Origin of the sequence: Psychrobacter sp. W2-37-MNA-CIBAN-0211 (genome assembly GCF_040309405.1) — a bacterium.
In the GTDB taxonomy this organism is placed as follows: Bacteria; Pseudomonadota; Gammaproteobacteria; order Pseudomonadales; family Moraxellaceae; genus Psychrobacter; species Psychrobacter glaciei.
In genome coordinates this window covers 123,132-137,489 of sequence record NZ_JBEOOU010000002.1, presented here as the reverse complement: position 1 = coordinate 137,489, position 14,358 = coordinate 123,132, and the positions used below count along the sequence as shown (strand labels likewise).

11 protein-coding genes are annotated in these 14,358 nt (G+C 43.0%); 4 read left to right on the top strand and 7 right to left on the bottom strand.

The genetic code is table 11. The features are described 5' to 3' along the window. Window positions 1-451: 451 nt before the first annotated feature. Window positions 452-2,179 carry an AMP-binding protein gene (locus tag AAEY72_RS03395; protein ID WP_352309445.1) on the bottom strand — a complete coding sequence of 576 codons (1,728 nt, stop codon included), beginning with the start codon at window positions 2,177-2,179 and terminating at the stop codon, window positions 452-454. Window positions 2,180-2,539: 360 nt separating this feature from the next. Then, window positions 2,540-4,342, bottom strand: a complete 1,803-nt coding sequence (locus AAEY72_RS03390; protein WP_352309444.1) for a vWA domain-containing protein — start codon at window positions 4,340-4,342, stop codon at window positions 2,540-2,542. Between the two features lie 361 nt (window positions 4,343-4,703). Here AAEY72_RS03390 and parC point away from each other — a divergent pair, with 361 nt between their 5' ends. After that, the gene (parC, locus tag AAEY72_RS03385; RefSeq protein ID WP_352309443.1) at window positions 4,704-7,010 is read left to right on the top strand and encodes a DNA topoisomerase IV subunit A; all 2,307 of its coding nucleotides are present in this window, start codon (window positions 4,704-4,706) and stop codon (window positions 7,008-7,010) included. A gap of 265 nt (window positions 7,011-7,275) precedes the next feature. Further along, window positions 7,276-7,635 carry a hypothetical protein gene (locus AAEY72_RS03380; RefSeq protein ID WP_045443948.1) on the top strand — a complete coding sequence of 120 codons (360 nt, stop codon included), beginning with the start codon at window positions 7,276-7,278 and terminating at the stop codon, window positions 7,633-7,635. 217 nt (window positions 7,636-7,852) lie between these two features. Here the strand turns inward: AAEY72_RS03380 and AAEY72_RS03375 are convergent, their stop codons facing one another. Both AAEY72_RS03375 and AAEY72_RS03370 read right to left on the bottom strand, forming a co-directional pair. Then, window positions 7,853-8,332 (bottom strand): BLUF domain-containing protein, encoded by a 480-nt coding sequence (locus AAEY72_RS03375; protein ID WP_352309442.1) that lies wholly within the window; start codon window positions 8,330-8,332, stop codon window positions 7,853-7,855. A gap of 293 nt (window positions 8,333-8,625) precedes the next feature. After that, the gene (locus AAEY72_RS03370; protein WP_189585736.1) at window positions 8,626-9,132 is read right to left on the bottom strand and encodes a hypothetical protein; all 507 of its coding nucleotides are present in this window, start codon (window positions 9,130-9,132) and stop codon (window positions 8,626-8,628) included. 301 nt (window positions 9,133-9,433) lie between these two features. Here AAEY72_RS03370 and AAEY72_RS03365 point away from each other — a divergent pair, with 301 nt between their 5' ends. Then, window positions 9,434-10,264, top strand: coding sequence for an HAD family hydrolase (locus AAEY72_RS03365; RefSeq protein ID WP_352309441.1), 831 nt, complete (start codon window positions 9,434-9,436; stop codon window positions 10,262-10,264). 100 nt (window positions 10,265-10,364) lie between these two features. Here AAEY72_RS03365 and AAEY72_RS03360 read toward each other — a convergent pair whose 3' ends face one another. Next, window positions 10,365-10,625: a hypothetical protein gene (locus AAEY72_RS03360; protein ID WP_352309440.1), complete on the bottom strand. Its 261-nt coding sequence runs from the start codon at window positions 10,623-10,625 to the stop codon at window positions 10,365-10,367. A 51-nt stretch (window positions 10,626-10,676) separates the two neighbouring features. Then, window positions 10,677-11,489 carry a 3-oxoacyl-ACP reductase gene (locus AAEY72_RS03355; RefSeq protein WP_352309439.1) on the bottom strand — a complete coding sequence of 271 codons (813 nt, stop codon included), beginning with the start codon at window positions 11,487-11,489 and terminating at the stop codon, window positions 10,677-10,679. 358 nt (window positions 11,490-11,847) lie between these two features. On the opposite strand from AAEY72_RS03355, the gene AAEY72_RS03350 reads away from it, so the two are divergent. Beyond that, window positions 11,848-12,981 carry an ABC transporter substrate-binding protein gene (locus tag AAEY72_RS03350; RefSeq protein ID WP_352309438.1) on the top strand — a complete coding sequence of 378 codons (1,134 nt, stop codon included), beginning with the start codon at window positions 11,848-11,850 and terminating at the stop codon, window positions 12,979-12,981. Window positions 12,982-13,065: 84 nt separating this feature from the next. Here the strand turns inward: AAEY72_RS03350 and AAEY72_RS03345 are convergent, their stop codons facing one another. Then, window positions 13,066-14,289 (bottom strand): FUSC family protein, encoded by a 1,224-nt coding sequence (locus tag AAEY72_RS03345; RefSeq protein WP_352309437.1) that lies wholly within the window; start codon window positions 14,287-14,289, stop codon window positions 13,066-13,068. Between the last annotated feature and the right edge of the window lie 69 nt (window positions 14,290-14,358).

Here is a 14,358-nt window from a genome sequence, read left to right as displayed (position 1 = left end):
CCTGAACGTCAGGATTGTTTATGCATTCCAATAAATGAACAATCCTGACATTCATCACTAAGCCTACTACAAATCAGGCAAAAAGGTTAAGCCGCTAATACGTTTTTACGACGATAATCATGCCAGCTCTATAGCGCCAAACTCATGCAATTCTATCGCTAAATAAGAAAATATATCGGCAGGCACTATAGCAGTTCTGCTAAGGCGTGTCTTCAATTTAAAAATGGTGATAAAAATGAGATAAATTGCCGTCAAACAAGAAAAATAGCGCAAATAATATCGGGATATTAACCAGCTATTTAACGCTGATAGAAACAAACAAAAATGATAAGGCAGTATAGAACTGGCCTTATCATTTTTGGTCATCACGAAATTTTATACCACGATAGTTGTTATCAGCTCCAATGAAAGGTGGCTGATAACAAACTGTCTAGCATTGACTATTGATTATCTAACCGTGGTTTTTTTCTTCAAGCACTCGTAAATCTTTACGTAGGATTTTACCAACGTTAGATTTTGGTAACTCATCAATAAATGCAACATGGCGAGGACGTTTGTAACCAGTTAGGTTTTCTTTACCATAAGCGATGACTTCTTCGGCTGTCAGGCTGTTGTCACTACGTACCACATAAATCTTCGGTACTTCACCGCTCTTCTCATCATCAATACCGATAACACCGCATTCCAAAATCTTTGGATGCGTTGACATGGCGTCTTCAACTTCGTTTGGATAGACGTTAAAGCCAGATACCAAGATCATGTCTTTTTTGCGATCGACAATTTTAAAGTAACCTTCTTCATCCATCACACCGATATCACCAGTACGGAAATAACCGTCTGAAGTCATGACTTCCGCCGTCGCATCTTCACGCTTCCAATAACCTTTCATGACCTGCGGGCCGCGAACACAAATCTCTCCACGCTCACCAAGGGCCACTTCATTGCCTTCTTCATCCAAGATGGCCATATCAGTCATAGGCATTGGCAAACCAATGTTACCTGAGAACTCCCCTGTACCATGCGGATTTGCTGAGGCAACAGGAGAGGTCTCTGACAAACCATAGCCTTGTACAATTACATTACCAGTAATCTTCTGCCATTTTTCGGCCGTGTCTTTCAATACTGCCATGCCGCCGCCCATAGACATCTCAAGCTTGCTATGATCTAACGCTTGGAAAACTTCGCTGTTGGCGAGGGCATTAAACAGGGTATTAACCGCAGGGAAAAATGCTGGTGGATAGTCTTTGTAAGCTTTGATCAAGCTGGCGCCATCGCGTGGGTTTGGCACGAGCAGACCGATACAACCACGATATAGGCCAAACATACCACACACGGTAAATGAGAAAATATGATATAGCGGCAGAGCGGTCATAATGACTGGCTGCTCATTACTACCATCGAACTTATCAAAAGCATCGCCTAGATACGTATCGCTTTGAATCAGGTTGGCCACCAAGTTGCCATGGGTCAGCATCGCACCTTTTGCTACGCCCGTAGTACCACCCGTGTACTGAAGTACCGCGACGTCGTCGAGACCGATATTGTTAGGGCGTTTATAGCTTTTGGCTGGGAAGCGATGTAGGGCTTTTTTGAACTTAACGCTGCCTCTAATATGATAATCAGGCACCATTTTTTTGACATGACGCACAACGGTATTAACGATCAGACCCTTTAATGGGCTCATCAAATCACCCATGGACGCTACGACCACATGATCAACCAAGTCCTTGCCAATATCTTCATAGGTTTTGGCAAAGTTCTCTAAAAGAATCAAAGCTTTGGTATCAGAATCTTCTAACTGATGCTCAAGCTCCTTGGTCGTATAAAGCGGATTAACGTTGACCAAGGTCATGCCAGCGCGAAGTACACCCAATACAGAAACGGGTAACTGCAAAATGTTTGGCATCATGACCGCGACTTTATCGCCTTTTTTTAGCCCAAGTGACTGTAGATAGGCAGCAATTTGTTTGCTATAGCAGTCTAAATCTTCGTAAGAGAGCTTAACATCCATACATACGAACGCAGTTTTGCCTGCGTGATTGATGAAGTTCTGCTCAAGTACGTCAATTAAAGAGGTGTTAGCAGCTGGCATGTCAATATTGTACTGAATACCAAGTTTTTCGTAAGTTTTGACCCATACCTTGTCATTACGACGAATGAGGTTACCTTGATTTTCCATAATCTTATCTCTCCTAGTAATAATAATGCGTTATCGTCCACCCATACCAATCACAGAGTGATAAACATACGAAACATCGGAGCGCAAGCAAACCCTCTTCAGGGTGGCAAGGCTGACGACGTCGACGTATGGTGATGAGTAAACAATGTAGCAGCAAATAGCCCTTTGTTCTTTAACATACACACTTTGTACAAACTACTCAATACAAAAGATTGCTACCTGAGTTCGCAAAGCACCTTGACGTAGTATATTACTATTTATATCAACAGCCTATCTATAAAATAATAGCCATATCTACCAGTTTTCACTACTAAACAATTATCCATTTATATCAGTTGCTATCGCCTGATATGCGTTTCATTAGCGCTTGCCGTCAAGCGCACTACCAAGCTCGGTCAACGTCACAAAGTTACGACGTGTGCCATCTTTGTCACTGCTTGGTTTATCTGCAATACTGCTTTTTGCAAGCTTTGTGCTATCACTGTATTGCCAATTATTAATATATTCACTTTGGGTTAAACGCTGACCAAAGCCCGCTACTGCCACGGCAAATTGGGTGTCAATATTGGCTTTATTCAAAGCATGGCTGGTGTTGTTAATCGGTTGACTAATCAGTTTAGAGCTACCGCCTGTAGGCGCTTTATAACGGATTTTTAGATAACCAAGCTCATTATTTTTTTGACCTTTTTTGGTATTGGCATTTATCTCTTTAGCACTGTTTTCTCCATAACGTCGGTCGCTATAGAGACCTTTTTGCCCTTTTGGCGTCACCTCAAACAGCGCAATCACGGCTTTACCCGCCCCCAACTCGCCAGCGTCTACTTTGTCATTATTAAAGTCTTCTTCAGCCAATATGCGGTTTTCATAACCGATCAAACGCCACTCACTCACTACATCAGGATTGAACTCAACTTGGACTTTTACATCCTTGGCAACGGTGTTGAATGTCGCGGCTAACTCATCACCAAAGACTTTTTTGGCCTCAGTCAGACTATCGATATAGCTGTAATTACCATTGCCGTTGTCCGCCATCTGCTCCATCATGTGGTCATTGAGATTACCGCGACCAAAGCCAACCGTAGACAAAGAGATACCACGATCGCGATTGGCTTTAACCAAATCCAACATCTCATCGACATCACTGATACCGACATTAAAATCGCCATCTGTTAACATCATAATTCGATTGATGCCGTTCTTTTTTAGCGCCTGCTCAGCTTGTCTGTAAGCCAGTTTAAGTGCATCTTCTCCATTGGTTGAGCCTGCCGCACTTAAGCTTTCAATCGCAGCCAGTATTTTCGCTTTTTGGTCACCACTGGTCGCAGGTAACGCCACGCTGGTACTGCCTGAATACGTGACGATACTGATGCTATCTTGAGCGTGCATTTGTTCCGTCAATAGTTTAAGCGACGACTGCGCCAATGGTAGCTTATCGCGCGACGACATAGAGCCTGAGACATCTACTAAAAATACGAGATTGGCAGGTGGCATAGACTGCTTATCAGTTTTTTGTGACCAACTACTATCAACGGCTTTGATGCCAACCTTGACGATTTTATTGCCTTGATCTGCTCTATCCCACGGCGAATCAACCACTTCCGTTGCGACCACAAATGGTGCGTTGCCAAGGCGTTTGCCATCATCAAATTGATAGTTAAAATAGTTGATCATCTCCTCGACTCGTACAGCATCGACGGGTGGCAACTGTCCTTCATTTAGGTAGCGGCGCACATTGGCGTAGCTGCCCGTATCCGTATCGATAGATAAGGTCGATACCGCCATGTCCGTAGTCCGATGTACAGGATTCGCCTCGTTTTTTTGATAGTTGTCTTTCGTCTCTGGTGTGACTATGATGCTCGGTGACGGACGTATGACACTTGTCTGGGGGGCAGAACGTATCATCATCTGTTGTCCGCTAGCCAAGTTTATGGCAATGGGTGACGCCATGACAGATTCTGACATCACCGCTGCATCTTGTTCAACGGTGCTGCTTGTCTCGGCTGGCACAGATTTACTCATTTGTGAGGGACTACAGGCTGTCAATCCTAGACTGGCTACAACACTAATTAACAGTGCATTTTTAGTAAAATTTTTGCCTATGTGTTTGGTTCTGTTTTCAATAACGGCAGGTGTAAGCATTTTTGACAAATGGTCAGATGACATGGCAGATATTCCTTATTGCAAATAGGTCAATGGCAGTGTGTCCGTGTCGACACATTACGCCAATGATAAATGAATGATAGATGAATGACATAAGATAAACGCGCTCGAATATTAGGGCACTTATTAATAATATAGAAAACAAATATTAGATTTACTATACTCAACTTAATCTATAAAAGCTATGTATCAGGACATGATAAGAAGGCTCTATAAAAGCAAAATATAAGCGCGTCACGACCTGTCGTCTATTCTGACTTATACCTTTTTAATTCTGCCAATTTCCTTTACGATAGCACTATCCTATTTGTACGCTTGCACCAATTATCTATACCTATTAAAACTGATAAGTGAATCCTATTTTATGTCTGATGTTATTGATCATACGATTGCCCCAATCATTCCCACTGAACCGATGGATACTCGCTCAGTCGCAGAGTTCACTGAGCAAGCCTATCTCAATTATGCGATGTACGTCATCATGGATCGGGCGCTGCCCAATATCGCTGACGGCCTCAAACCTGTACAGCGCCGCATCGTCTACGCCATGAGCGAGCTTGGGCTAAAGTCGACTGCTAAAGCCAAAAAATCGGCGCGTACGGTCGGTGACGTCTTGGGTAAATACCATCCGCATGGTGATAGTGCTTGTTACGAGGCCATGGTGCTCATGGCGCAGCCGTTCAGCTATCGCTATCCGCTCATTACGGGTCAAGGTAACTGGGGTAGTCCCGATGATCCAAAATCCTTTGCCGCGATGCGTTATACCGAAGCCAAAATGTCGGCTTATGCCAATACCTTGCTTGCAGAACTCGGTCAAGGTACGGTCGATTGGCAAGATAACTTCGATGGTACGATGCAAGAGCCAACCACTCTACCTGCCCGCCTTCCTAATATCTTATTAAACGGTACTACGGGTATCGCAGTCGGTATGGCAACCGATATCCCACCGCATAACCTCAATGAAGTGGTACGTGCGGCGATTCGTTTGTTAAAAAACCCAGAGCTATCGGTCAAGCAGCTTACGCAGTCAATACCAGCGCCAGATTTGCCAACGCCAGCTGAAATCATTACCAGTAAAAAAGACTTGCAAGCGATGTACGAGACGGGTCGTGGCAGCTATAAAATGCGCGCGACGTTCCATGTTGATCCTAAAGAAAAGAATCTCGTCATCATCGATGCGCTGCCTTACCAAGTCTCAGGCAACAAAATCCAAGAGCAAATCGCTAAGCTCATGACCGATAAAAAGCTGCCGTGGATTACTGATATTCATGATGAGTCAGATCACGAAAATGCCTGCCGTATCGTGCTTGAGCTAAAATCAACACGGGTCGATGTCGATCGCGTCATGAGCCATCTGTTTGCCAGTACGGATCTAGAAAGCAACTATCGCGTCAATATGAATATGATTGGCCTAAACGGTAAGCCGCAGGTCAAAAACCTAAAAGAAATATTAGAAGAATGGCTAGTCTGTCGACGCTCAGTGGTTACGCGCCGCTTGCAATATCGCCTCGATAAAATCGACAAGCGCTTACACATCTTGGCAGGTTTGCTGATTGCTTATCTTAATATTGATGAAGTGATTCGCATCATTCGTGAAGAGGACGATCCAAAAGCAACATTGATGCAGGACTACGATCTAACTGATATTCAAGCAAATGCTATCTTGGATATTCGTCTGCGTCAGCTGGCGAAGTTAGAAGAGATTGAGCTACGTCGCGAGCAAGATGAGTTGGCAGCCGAACGCGCCATTATTCAAGAGTACTTGGACAATCCAGACAGTCTGACCAATCTGATGATCGATGAGCTCACTGCTGATATGAAAGAACATGGCAACGAGCGCGTATCACCATTGGCAGAACGCGAAGAAGCGCAAGCACTAAAAGAGTCTGATCTCGTACCGAGCGAGCCTGTCACCGCCATCCTATCAAAAGCAGGCTGGATTCGTGCTGCTAAGGGTCATGACGTCGGTGCCGCTGGCATGAGTTACCGTTCAGGTGACAGCTATCAAGCGCACGTGCGCGGCAAATCAAACGAAAGGATTTACGTACTCGACAGTACGGGACGCAGTTACAGTATCGATGCGCATAATTTAGCGTCTGCGCGTGGTCAAGGTGATCCGCTAACCAGTGTGTTAAAGCCGCCAGCAGGTGCCAGCTTTGAGCAGCTATTAACGGGTGCTGACAATCAACGCATTATCCTTGCCAGCTCCGCAGGTTATGGTTTTATCAATACCATCGGTAATCTCGATAGCAATCAAAAGGCGGGTAAAAATGTCATTAACCTAGCCACTGATAGCCGCTTGCTCCCTGTTGCACGTATTGATGCACCAGTGGAAACAACCGCCAATGCTGATGGTGAGAGTAGCAATACACGCGTAGCACCTGACCATATCGCCGTCGCAACCAATGCAGGATATTTACTGATATTTGGCCTCGATGATCTGCCTGAGCAAGCTCGCGGCAAAGGCAACAAACTTATCAAGTTGAAAGAGGGCGAAGAAGTGCTTACTATCACGCCACTCAGTCAGCAAGATAGCCTTATCATTACCGCTGGCAAACGCCATGTGACGCTCAAGCCAAATGATTTGGCTAACTATACGGGTGTACGTGGTAATCGTGGTGGGCAGTTACCAAGAGGCTTTCAGAATGTAACGAGTGTTGAGGTTGGGTAGTTTTGGTTTGATTATTTGAGCTTGAGTAAGCTCGATTAATAGCCTAGTTGACGTATGGTGCACCCCGTGCACCATTTTTAGAGATTATTATTATGTTAGTGTGTTGGGCGCACCATATAGCTAACCTATCCATGCTTATATTTTCTAAAATATATTATTGTAGATTAGTTAAATTTTGACATAATCAGTATATTTAAAATCGAATTGGAATTAATTAAGTTCCAATTAACTAAAATAAATTTATTTAACTTTTTGGGAGTATATTGTGAGTGAGCAACATGTTTATATTTATGTTAAAGAACGAGACCATGTAATAAGCGACGAACAAAAAGAAAAAGCGTTTTCGCTTTTTGACGGAAATATTATTGAGTGTGAACATGAACCCTATTTTGATGCAGTTGAAAATTTAGAACTAACCCATTCAGATATTATTATTACTAGCCCATTTATGATGACTGCTGGAGATTTTGTAGCAACTAATAGGTTTTGGCAATTAGATGACAATGACAACGAAGAATTTGAAAGCGATATTAATGAAACCATATCTATTCGCCCAGAAATATTACAAGAATTAGAAAACATACTAGGTACTAAGATTGCTGTTGTTTGGGAGCATCGAGATTAGCAACCGTAGGCTGGGCTTTTACCATGTAGGGCTGATTAGATAATACTGACCAAGTTGTTCTTATCAGTTAAATGTTACGAGCATCAACCAAGACTTTACCTCATTACTCAGCTAGCACATCTTATAGATATGTGAAACACAACTTACTCTCACCAAAAAGCCGCCTATACACACGGTATAGACGGCTTTTTTGCGACAATCAGAATAGAAAAATCGTCTAAGACTTGTTAGAGTCAGCATCTTCAAAAACTGCTGTCAAAAAGCTTTCAATCTGAGTACTTGTCATTAGATAGGGATTATAGTCAGAACCTGCTGAGAAGCTTTTTAGGGCATACTCTTCATCTTCAGCGCTTGACGTAAGATGTTTGACTAAAAACCCATTCCATTGACGCGATTCTATTTCCTCTATATTGACAATATTAGGAAAAATGGCTGAGTGCTCGTCAAGTATCTTTTCTAAGGCAGTATTGATAGAAGGTCTTGTTCCTTGAAAACTTTGAACGAAATAACCTTCACTAATAACTAAAGCTGAAACGATATCGTTTTTTTCAAAATATCTGCGCCAATACTCAAGTGCACGAGTCAGCTCAATGCCCGAATCTAGGTCGACATTTTTGGCGATATATGTCATTTTGATAAGAATATGCTCGCCACTTCTTTTTTTGCTTTCTGGAGTATGGCTTGTCGTTGTATGCATAAGAAACCTTATTTATAAAATGCTTACCTAAACTAAGATACACTTTATTATAAAATATAATCAATAAAATTTTTGGATTTTGACCGATTTTTTATCAGCTATTATGATTTTTAGCGTTATAGCATAAAAATTTTAACGGGATAGTACGCAGCATTTATCACAGTAAAATAGTACTACAAAAGTTGTCAAAATCAGTGTAATAGCATTATTCTAATCGTTCAAAAGTCTAATCTATATTAGCCTATCAACCGCAATTTAAGCCTAAAATAGAAACTATCTTGTAACGTAAAGCATCAATAGCGACCCATCTCAACCGTTGTCTCAGCAAGTACACTATCGCCTTGCCATGCCTGCACATCTACCGTATACAGATGGTTTTTGCCACCTGAGCAAGGCGGTTTATATGCACCGCCCACCTCGCCTTTACGGCTACGGTATTCTGCGACCATCTCAATCCCTACTGGCACCTCATAAGTATGACCAAATACTCGTGGTACTTCTATGCTCGTAGCACCTTCTGGTAGAGCAAACTCCACAATGCCATGTCCACCATTTTGCATACGTTTATTGCTCACATCGTTGTAAACGAAAACCAAGCTCTCTGCGCCTGCCGGAATGTTTGAGATGGTCATGTTTGGCGTGGCTGGACTTTTGCCATCATAGTTTAAACACTGCTGCCCTTCAGGTATTTTTTTACCATCCCAAGCGGCATCACTAAACTTAACATCCATCGCAAAAGCATTGGCAGATAGTGCCAATGTTGCCAAAGCAGTAACCGATTTTAAGGTAAAGAATTTCATACTTGTTCCTTTAGGTAGCTGATGCACTAATGAAAACAGTCCATCTCATCTTATAAATTAATTTTAATAATTAAATATAACCTTATAATAAATCAACACTGTTAAGTTAATCATATCGTTTAGGATTTTTGTTAATCCTTCGAATTAGTATTAATCGATCGCACCACCAGCAAAGCAAATACTGCATCAGTAGCCAAATTTGCAGCATCACAGGTTACTCGATAGTTATTTATCTCTTTGGGTGTGTTGTAGTAGTATCTAAATCATTGGTATTGAAACGACTAAAAATAATAGGATCATCATGTTTATCGAAGATAAGATTGCCAAAGAAAGTATGACCACTAAAATCTCGACACCTAAAATCATCTTTTTTGACATCGATGATACTTTGAGCCGCAATGGCATCATTGCCGAACACAACAAAGCGACCCTTGAACAGCTTGCAGGTACTGATATTAAGCTGGTGATTTCAACGGGACGCTCCAAAGCGATATTGCCAGCAGATATTTTAGCCTTGCTCGAAGCTGATGTCTTAGATGCCATTATTTGTATGAATGGACAGTATAGCTTTGATAAAAGCGGCCGGATCAGCCACTATCCGTTGTCCGCTGAGCAAACAGATAAAATAGTGCGCCTGTGCCAGCAGAGTGATTTGATTCATAAGTTTGACTCGGCAACCCATATCGCATGGTCAGGTGAAAATGACCGTTTGCGCGAGTTCAATGCTGTCACACCCAATTCTATTGTTGACCCTGAGTATTACAAGTCAAACACTGTCTATCAGTGCTCGGTATTTTTTAATAATCAACAAGAAAAAATGCAAGACGTCGATTTTGCGCAGTATGATTTAAAACTGGTGCACTGGCATCAGATTGGTGCAGACATACTCCCAGCCGATGCGTCTAAAGCACGAGGTATCAAAGATGTGTGCAAATATTATGCGGTAGATGCCAGTGAGTGTATGGCGTTCGGTGATGGAATGAATGATTTAGAGATGTTTGACTTGGTCGGCTATGCGGTAGCGATGGGTGATGCAAAGCAAGAATTGATTGCGCGTGCAGACTTTGTCACTGGTACGATTGAAGAGTACGGCATACAAGCGGTGCTTGATCGATTGCATGTAGCATTATAAAAATAGACCGTAGCGTGCGATAACTGTCACACGCTACAACCTTTCATAGGCGATAAGCTGTGGGTGCAAGATAACTTTTAACGGGAAAAGTTGGTGAAATTTATCTTCTTACTATCAATCCATAAACCCAACTACCAATTTTATAAAATCCGACAATAATCAAAATAAGCACCACAGCCGCCAATACATAAGCCAACCAATTGGGCACATTGCTCAACCAACCAATCGTAAACGCCAAACCCATATATGTCTCAACCGGCCAATCAATGATAGCGGTCGGTGAGCCAACATTGAACAGTGCCATAAAAGCGACGATACCAAGCACAGCCGTAATAATCCCAGTACGTTTACGATTATTCATCTCATTTCTCTTCTAAACTCAATCAAATGACACTAACCACTCAAGGCATTGTTAAGGCATGGTCAAACCACCATCGACAGCGATCGACTGTCCAGTGATAGCCGAACTCAAATCTGATGCCATGAGTAATACAGAATTGGCAAAGTCAGACACTGAAGTCGCTTGACGCAGCGGTGTGGTGGTCGCGATATAATCGAATACTTCCTCGGTGGTTAGACTGCTTGCATCGGTGGTCTTAAGCAAACCACCTGCCAGCAAGTTTACGCGAATGCCATACTGCCCTAGCTCCGCAGCGAGATTGCGTGTCAGCCCAATCAATGCTGATTTAGCAGTGGTATAGTCGTAATAGGTGACTACTGGATTATAAACAAGGTTGGTTGAGATATTGATGATTTTACCCATCTGCTGTGCCTTCATCTGCGGCAATACGGCCTGTACTGTATTGACCGCTCCTTTGACGATACCGTCTATCTGCTGCGAGAAATGCGACCATTTGACGGTCTCAATGCTGGTGTACTCGGCACTGGGATTAAACTGATAATTTGGCAAGGCGTTATTGACCAATACATCGATACGACCATGGCGGCTGACGACTTCAGCCGCCATTGCTTGTACTTGCTCAAGCTCGGTGACATCTGCTTGATATGCAAATGCTTGCCCACCCGCCGCTATGATGTCAGCAACCACTCTATTAGCTGCCTCTTCACTATTGAGATAGTTGACACAAACGATTGCGCCTGCTGCTGCCATTTGCTGAGCAATCTGTGCACCAAGACCACGACTGGCTCCCGTAACGATAGCGACTTTTTCTGTGAGCAGTGCAGGAATCACTGAGGTGCTGTGAGTCGAGGTAATTTGAGTCATGATGTTGCATCCTTTATTATTGTGGTATGGTTATTTAGTATTATGAGAATTAAGGGCTTAGCGCGTTTTGGCCTGCGTTAATCATAGCATGGTTATATACTGCCTTCTCTCGATTCACTGTTGGCGATTTTCTAAAAGCCCTACCAAACATTGGCTGTCTTTAAGTTAGCTTTACTACTCATTTGATTGGCACGACTCGCTACCTTTATTAGTATTACTAAGTACAGTCTTGAGAATAGCCCTTTAAATTGTGCAAAGTGATAACCATAATAGTTTTATTAGCGACATTAGGCATTTATCGTCTTGCCATTTTTATCAATTTTTTTGATTTGCATCATCTTTATTTAGGAGAGATATTTTGACCCATTTATCATCGTCCCATCCAACCATTAATACCTCGGCTCGTATCGGTCGCATAGTGCCAAAAGCATTATTAGCGGCGGCTGTCGGCTTAGTGCTTGCCAGTTGTAGCAACTCTGAAAATGCAGCGGATGGCAGCGCAGCGGCGAGTAATGAGACGCTCAATCTGTATAACTGGTCAGAATATATGCCGCAAGAGATTTTAGATGGTTTCGAAGAAGAGACTGGCATCTCGGTCAATTACACCACCTTTGACTCTAACGAAGCGATGTACGCCAAACTCAAACTGCTGGATGATTCTAGCCAATATGATTTAGCAATTCCATCGACTTATTATGTCGAAAAAATGGCCAAAGAAGGACTGTTGCAAGAGCTGGATAAGTCTAAATTGAGCAATTTTAAAAACCTCGATACTTCATTTACCAATACTAAAGTCGATCCTGAAAACAAATACTCTATTCCTTATATGTGGGGCAGCACCGGTCTAGCGATTAATGGTGACAGTGTCGACCCTAAAACCGTCAATAGCTGGAACGACCTGTGGGACCCTAAGTATAAAGGTCAAGTGATGCTCACCAACGACGTACGCGAAGTGTTTGGTATGGCACTACTGACCCTAGGCTACTCAGGCAATAGTAGAAATCCTGACGAAATCAAAGCCGCTTACGATAAGCTCACTACGTTGATGCCAAACGTCAAAACCTTCAATTCAGATGCGACACGTATGCCTTATATAGAAGGTGAAACTTCGCTTGGTATGACGTGGAATGGCGAGGCAGTCATGGCCAATGACGAAGGTTTAACTAGCTTGGTTTATAAGTATCCAACTGAAGGTGCTATCTTATGGATGGACAACTTTGTCATTCCAAAAAATGCTAAGCAAGTTGATGCAGCACACAAATTTATTGATTACTTATTGCGTCCTGAAAATGCAAAAATCGTGAGTGAAGAGATTGGCTATGCGTCGCCAAATATAGCAGCACGTGAGCTGATGGATGAGAGCGTCCAAAACAATCCAACGATTTATCCTTCTAAAGAAGTACTGGCAAAAGCGGAATTTCAAGAAGATGTCGGTGATGAAGCGTTGCAAGTGTATCAGCAGTATTGGGATAAGCTAAAGACTGGTCGTTAATAGTTTTGATTTAGTACTTTAAAATAAAGCAGTCTTTTAAAAATAAAAAACGCTGACCTTAAATGGTCAGCGTTTTTTTATGTGTTATAAATGCAAATCTGTCTCACCACCATGCTCTTTTATCCTGCGCTGCTCACGGCGCTGATAGCCCAGACCAGATGCTGCAAACCAGTGTGGCTTAGTCGTTTGCAACAAGTCGCTCAACTGCTGCAGCTGGGTCTGCAAAGTTTGTGTCAACCAAAAATACCCCTGCCACTCAAATGCCAAGTGCTGTACGCTTGGGTACTCTGAGACGGCAATACGAGTAATGGGTCGAAATACTTCATCGCTTGGGCTACGTAGCACCGCGGCCATATGATGCATCGCTTGGGTCAGCTCATGCTGATAATGTATCAATAGGACATGGTTTTCTTCATCGATTTCAATATTCGCCAAGCGCGGCGCGGCACTTAATAATAAATCAATCGTGCCGATGATATTACGATGAGTACGTTGAATCGTCTCCAACGTTTCTTTTTCGATCCCTGATTCGCTCGCTGTTGCAGCGATATGTGGACGCACAGCCAGCAAGCGTTTATTGATCTTCTGTAGCGCTGTGACCAATGCTCTATCAACGGGCACTTCCTCAATAGAAAAGGCTACGGGTTTTAACTTTTGCACAGAGTCCTCTGTTGTCCCATCTACTCCGCCCTCCGTTGCATCAATGTGATGGCCTACGCCAGCGTAGAGACTACTACAAGCGTCAAGGTTACTACTCAATAAAAACCGCCACATCAAGGTCGATTTGAGCGGCAAAATCAGTGTCACTGCTACCGAAACGCCTGTACCCAGTAAAATGTTTAGAGCTCGGTAGATGCCATCTTGTCCGATGCTGTTGTTACCTAAATCGGAGACAATCATCAACATGGTAATACCCGTCAGCAGCCCTGTATATCCAAGCTGCCTGACGGCTAAGTAGCCAATGATGCCGCTTAGGAGACCGATGAGTGCATAATCTACCCATAGCCACGCACCCGCATTCTGATTGAACCACAACACCCCAAGCGCAGTGCCAATACCTAATAAAGTTCCTATTACGCGCTCTTTTGCCTTGGTATAGATAGCGCCTTGATACTGTAATAATCCCAAAATGATAAAAACCGTAATGGTTGTCCATTCACCATGTGGGAGGTTGGTGAGTGTATTGACCAATAGGGCCAATATTACTGCCGTTCCTAAGCGAATGGCATGCAAGACATCGGCATGTTGATAGCGAACATAAGGTTCAGTAAATGGAGCAGTAACACGCTGGTAAAGGGTTGGTTTCACGCAAGGCTACTCTTTTTAGTGGTTAAGCGAGTTTTAGTTGATAAGCAAGATAAATGATAAATCATATAG

Bases quoted from the DNA above. Each gene is read 5' to 3' on its own strand.
- AAEY72_RS03390 (WP_352309444.1), bottom strand. From the start codon at position 4,342: ATGTCATCTGACCATTTGTCAAAAATGCTTACACCTGCCGTTATTGAA.
- AAEY72_RS03355 (WP_352309439.1), bottom strand. From the start codon at position 11,489: ATGACTCAAATTACCTCGACTCACAGCACCTCAGTGATTCCTGCACTG.
- AAEY72_RS03395 (WP_352309445.1), bottom strand. From the start codon at position 2,179: ATGGAAAATCAAGGTAACCTCATTCGTCGTAATGACAAGGTATGGGTC.
- AAEY72_RS03360 (WP_352309440.1), bottom strand. From the start codon at position 10,625: ATGAATAATCGTAAACGTACTGGGATTATTACGGCTGTGCTTGGTATC.
- parC (WP_352309443.1), top strand. From the start codon at position 4,704: ATGTCTGATGTTATTGATCATACGATTGCCCCAATCATTCCCACTGAA.
- AAEY72_RS03370 (WP_189585736.1), bottom strand. From the start codon at position 9,132: ATGAAATTCTTTACCTTAAAATCGGTTACTGCTTTGGCAACATTGGCA.
- AAEY72_RS03375 (WP_352309442.1), bottom strand. From the start codon at position 8,332: ATGCATACAACGACAAGCCATACTCCAGAAAGCAAAAAAAGAAGTGGC.
- AAEY72_RS03365 (WP_352309441.1), top strand. From the start codon at position 9,434: ATGTTTATCGAAGATAAGATTGCCAAAGAAAGTATGACCACTAAAATC.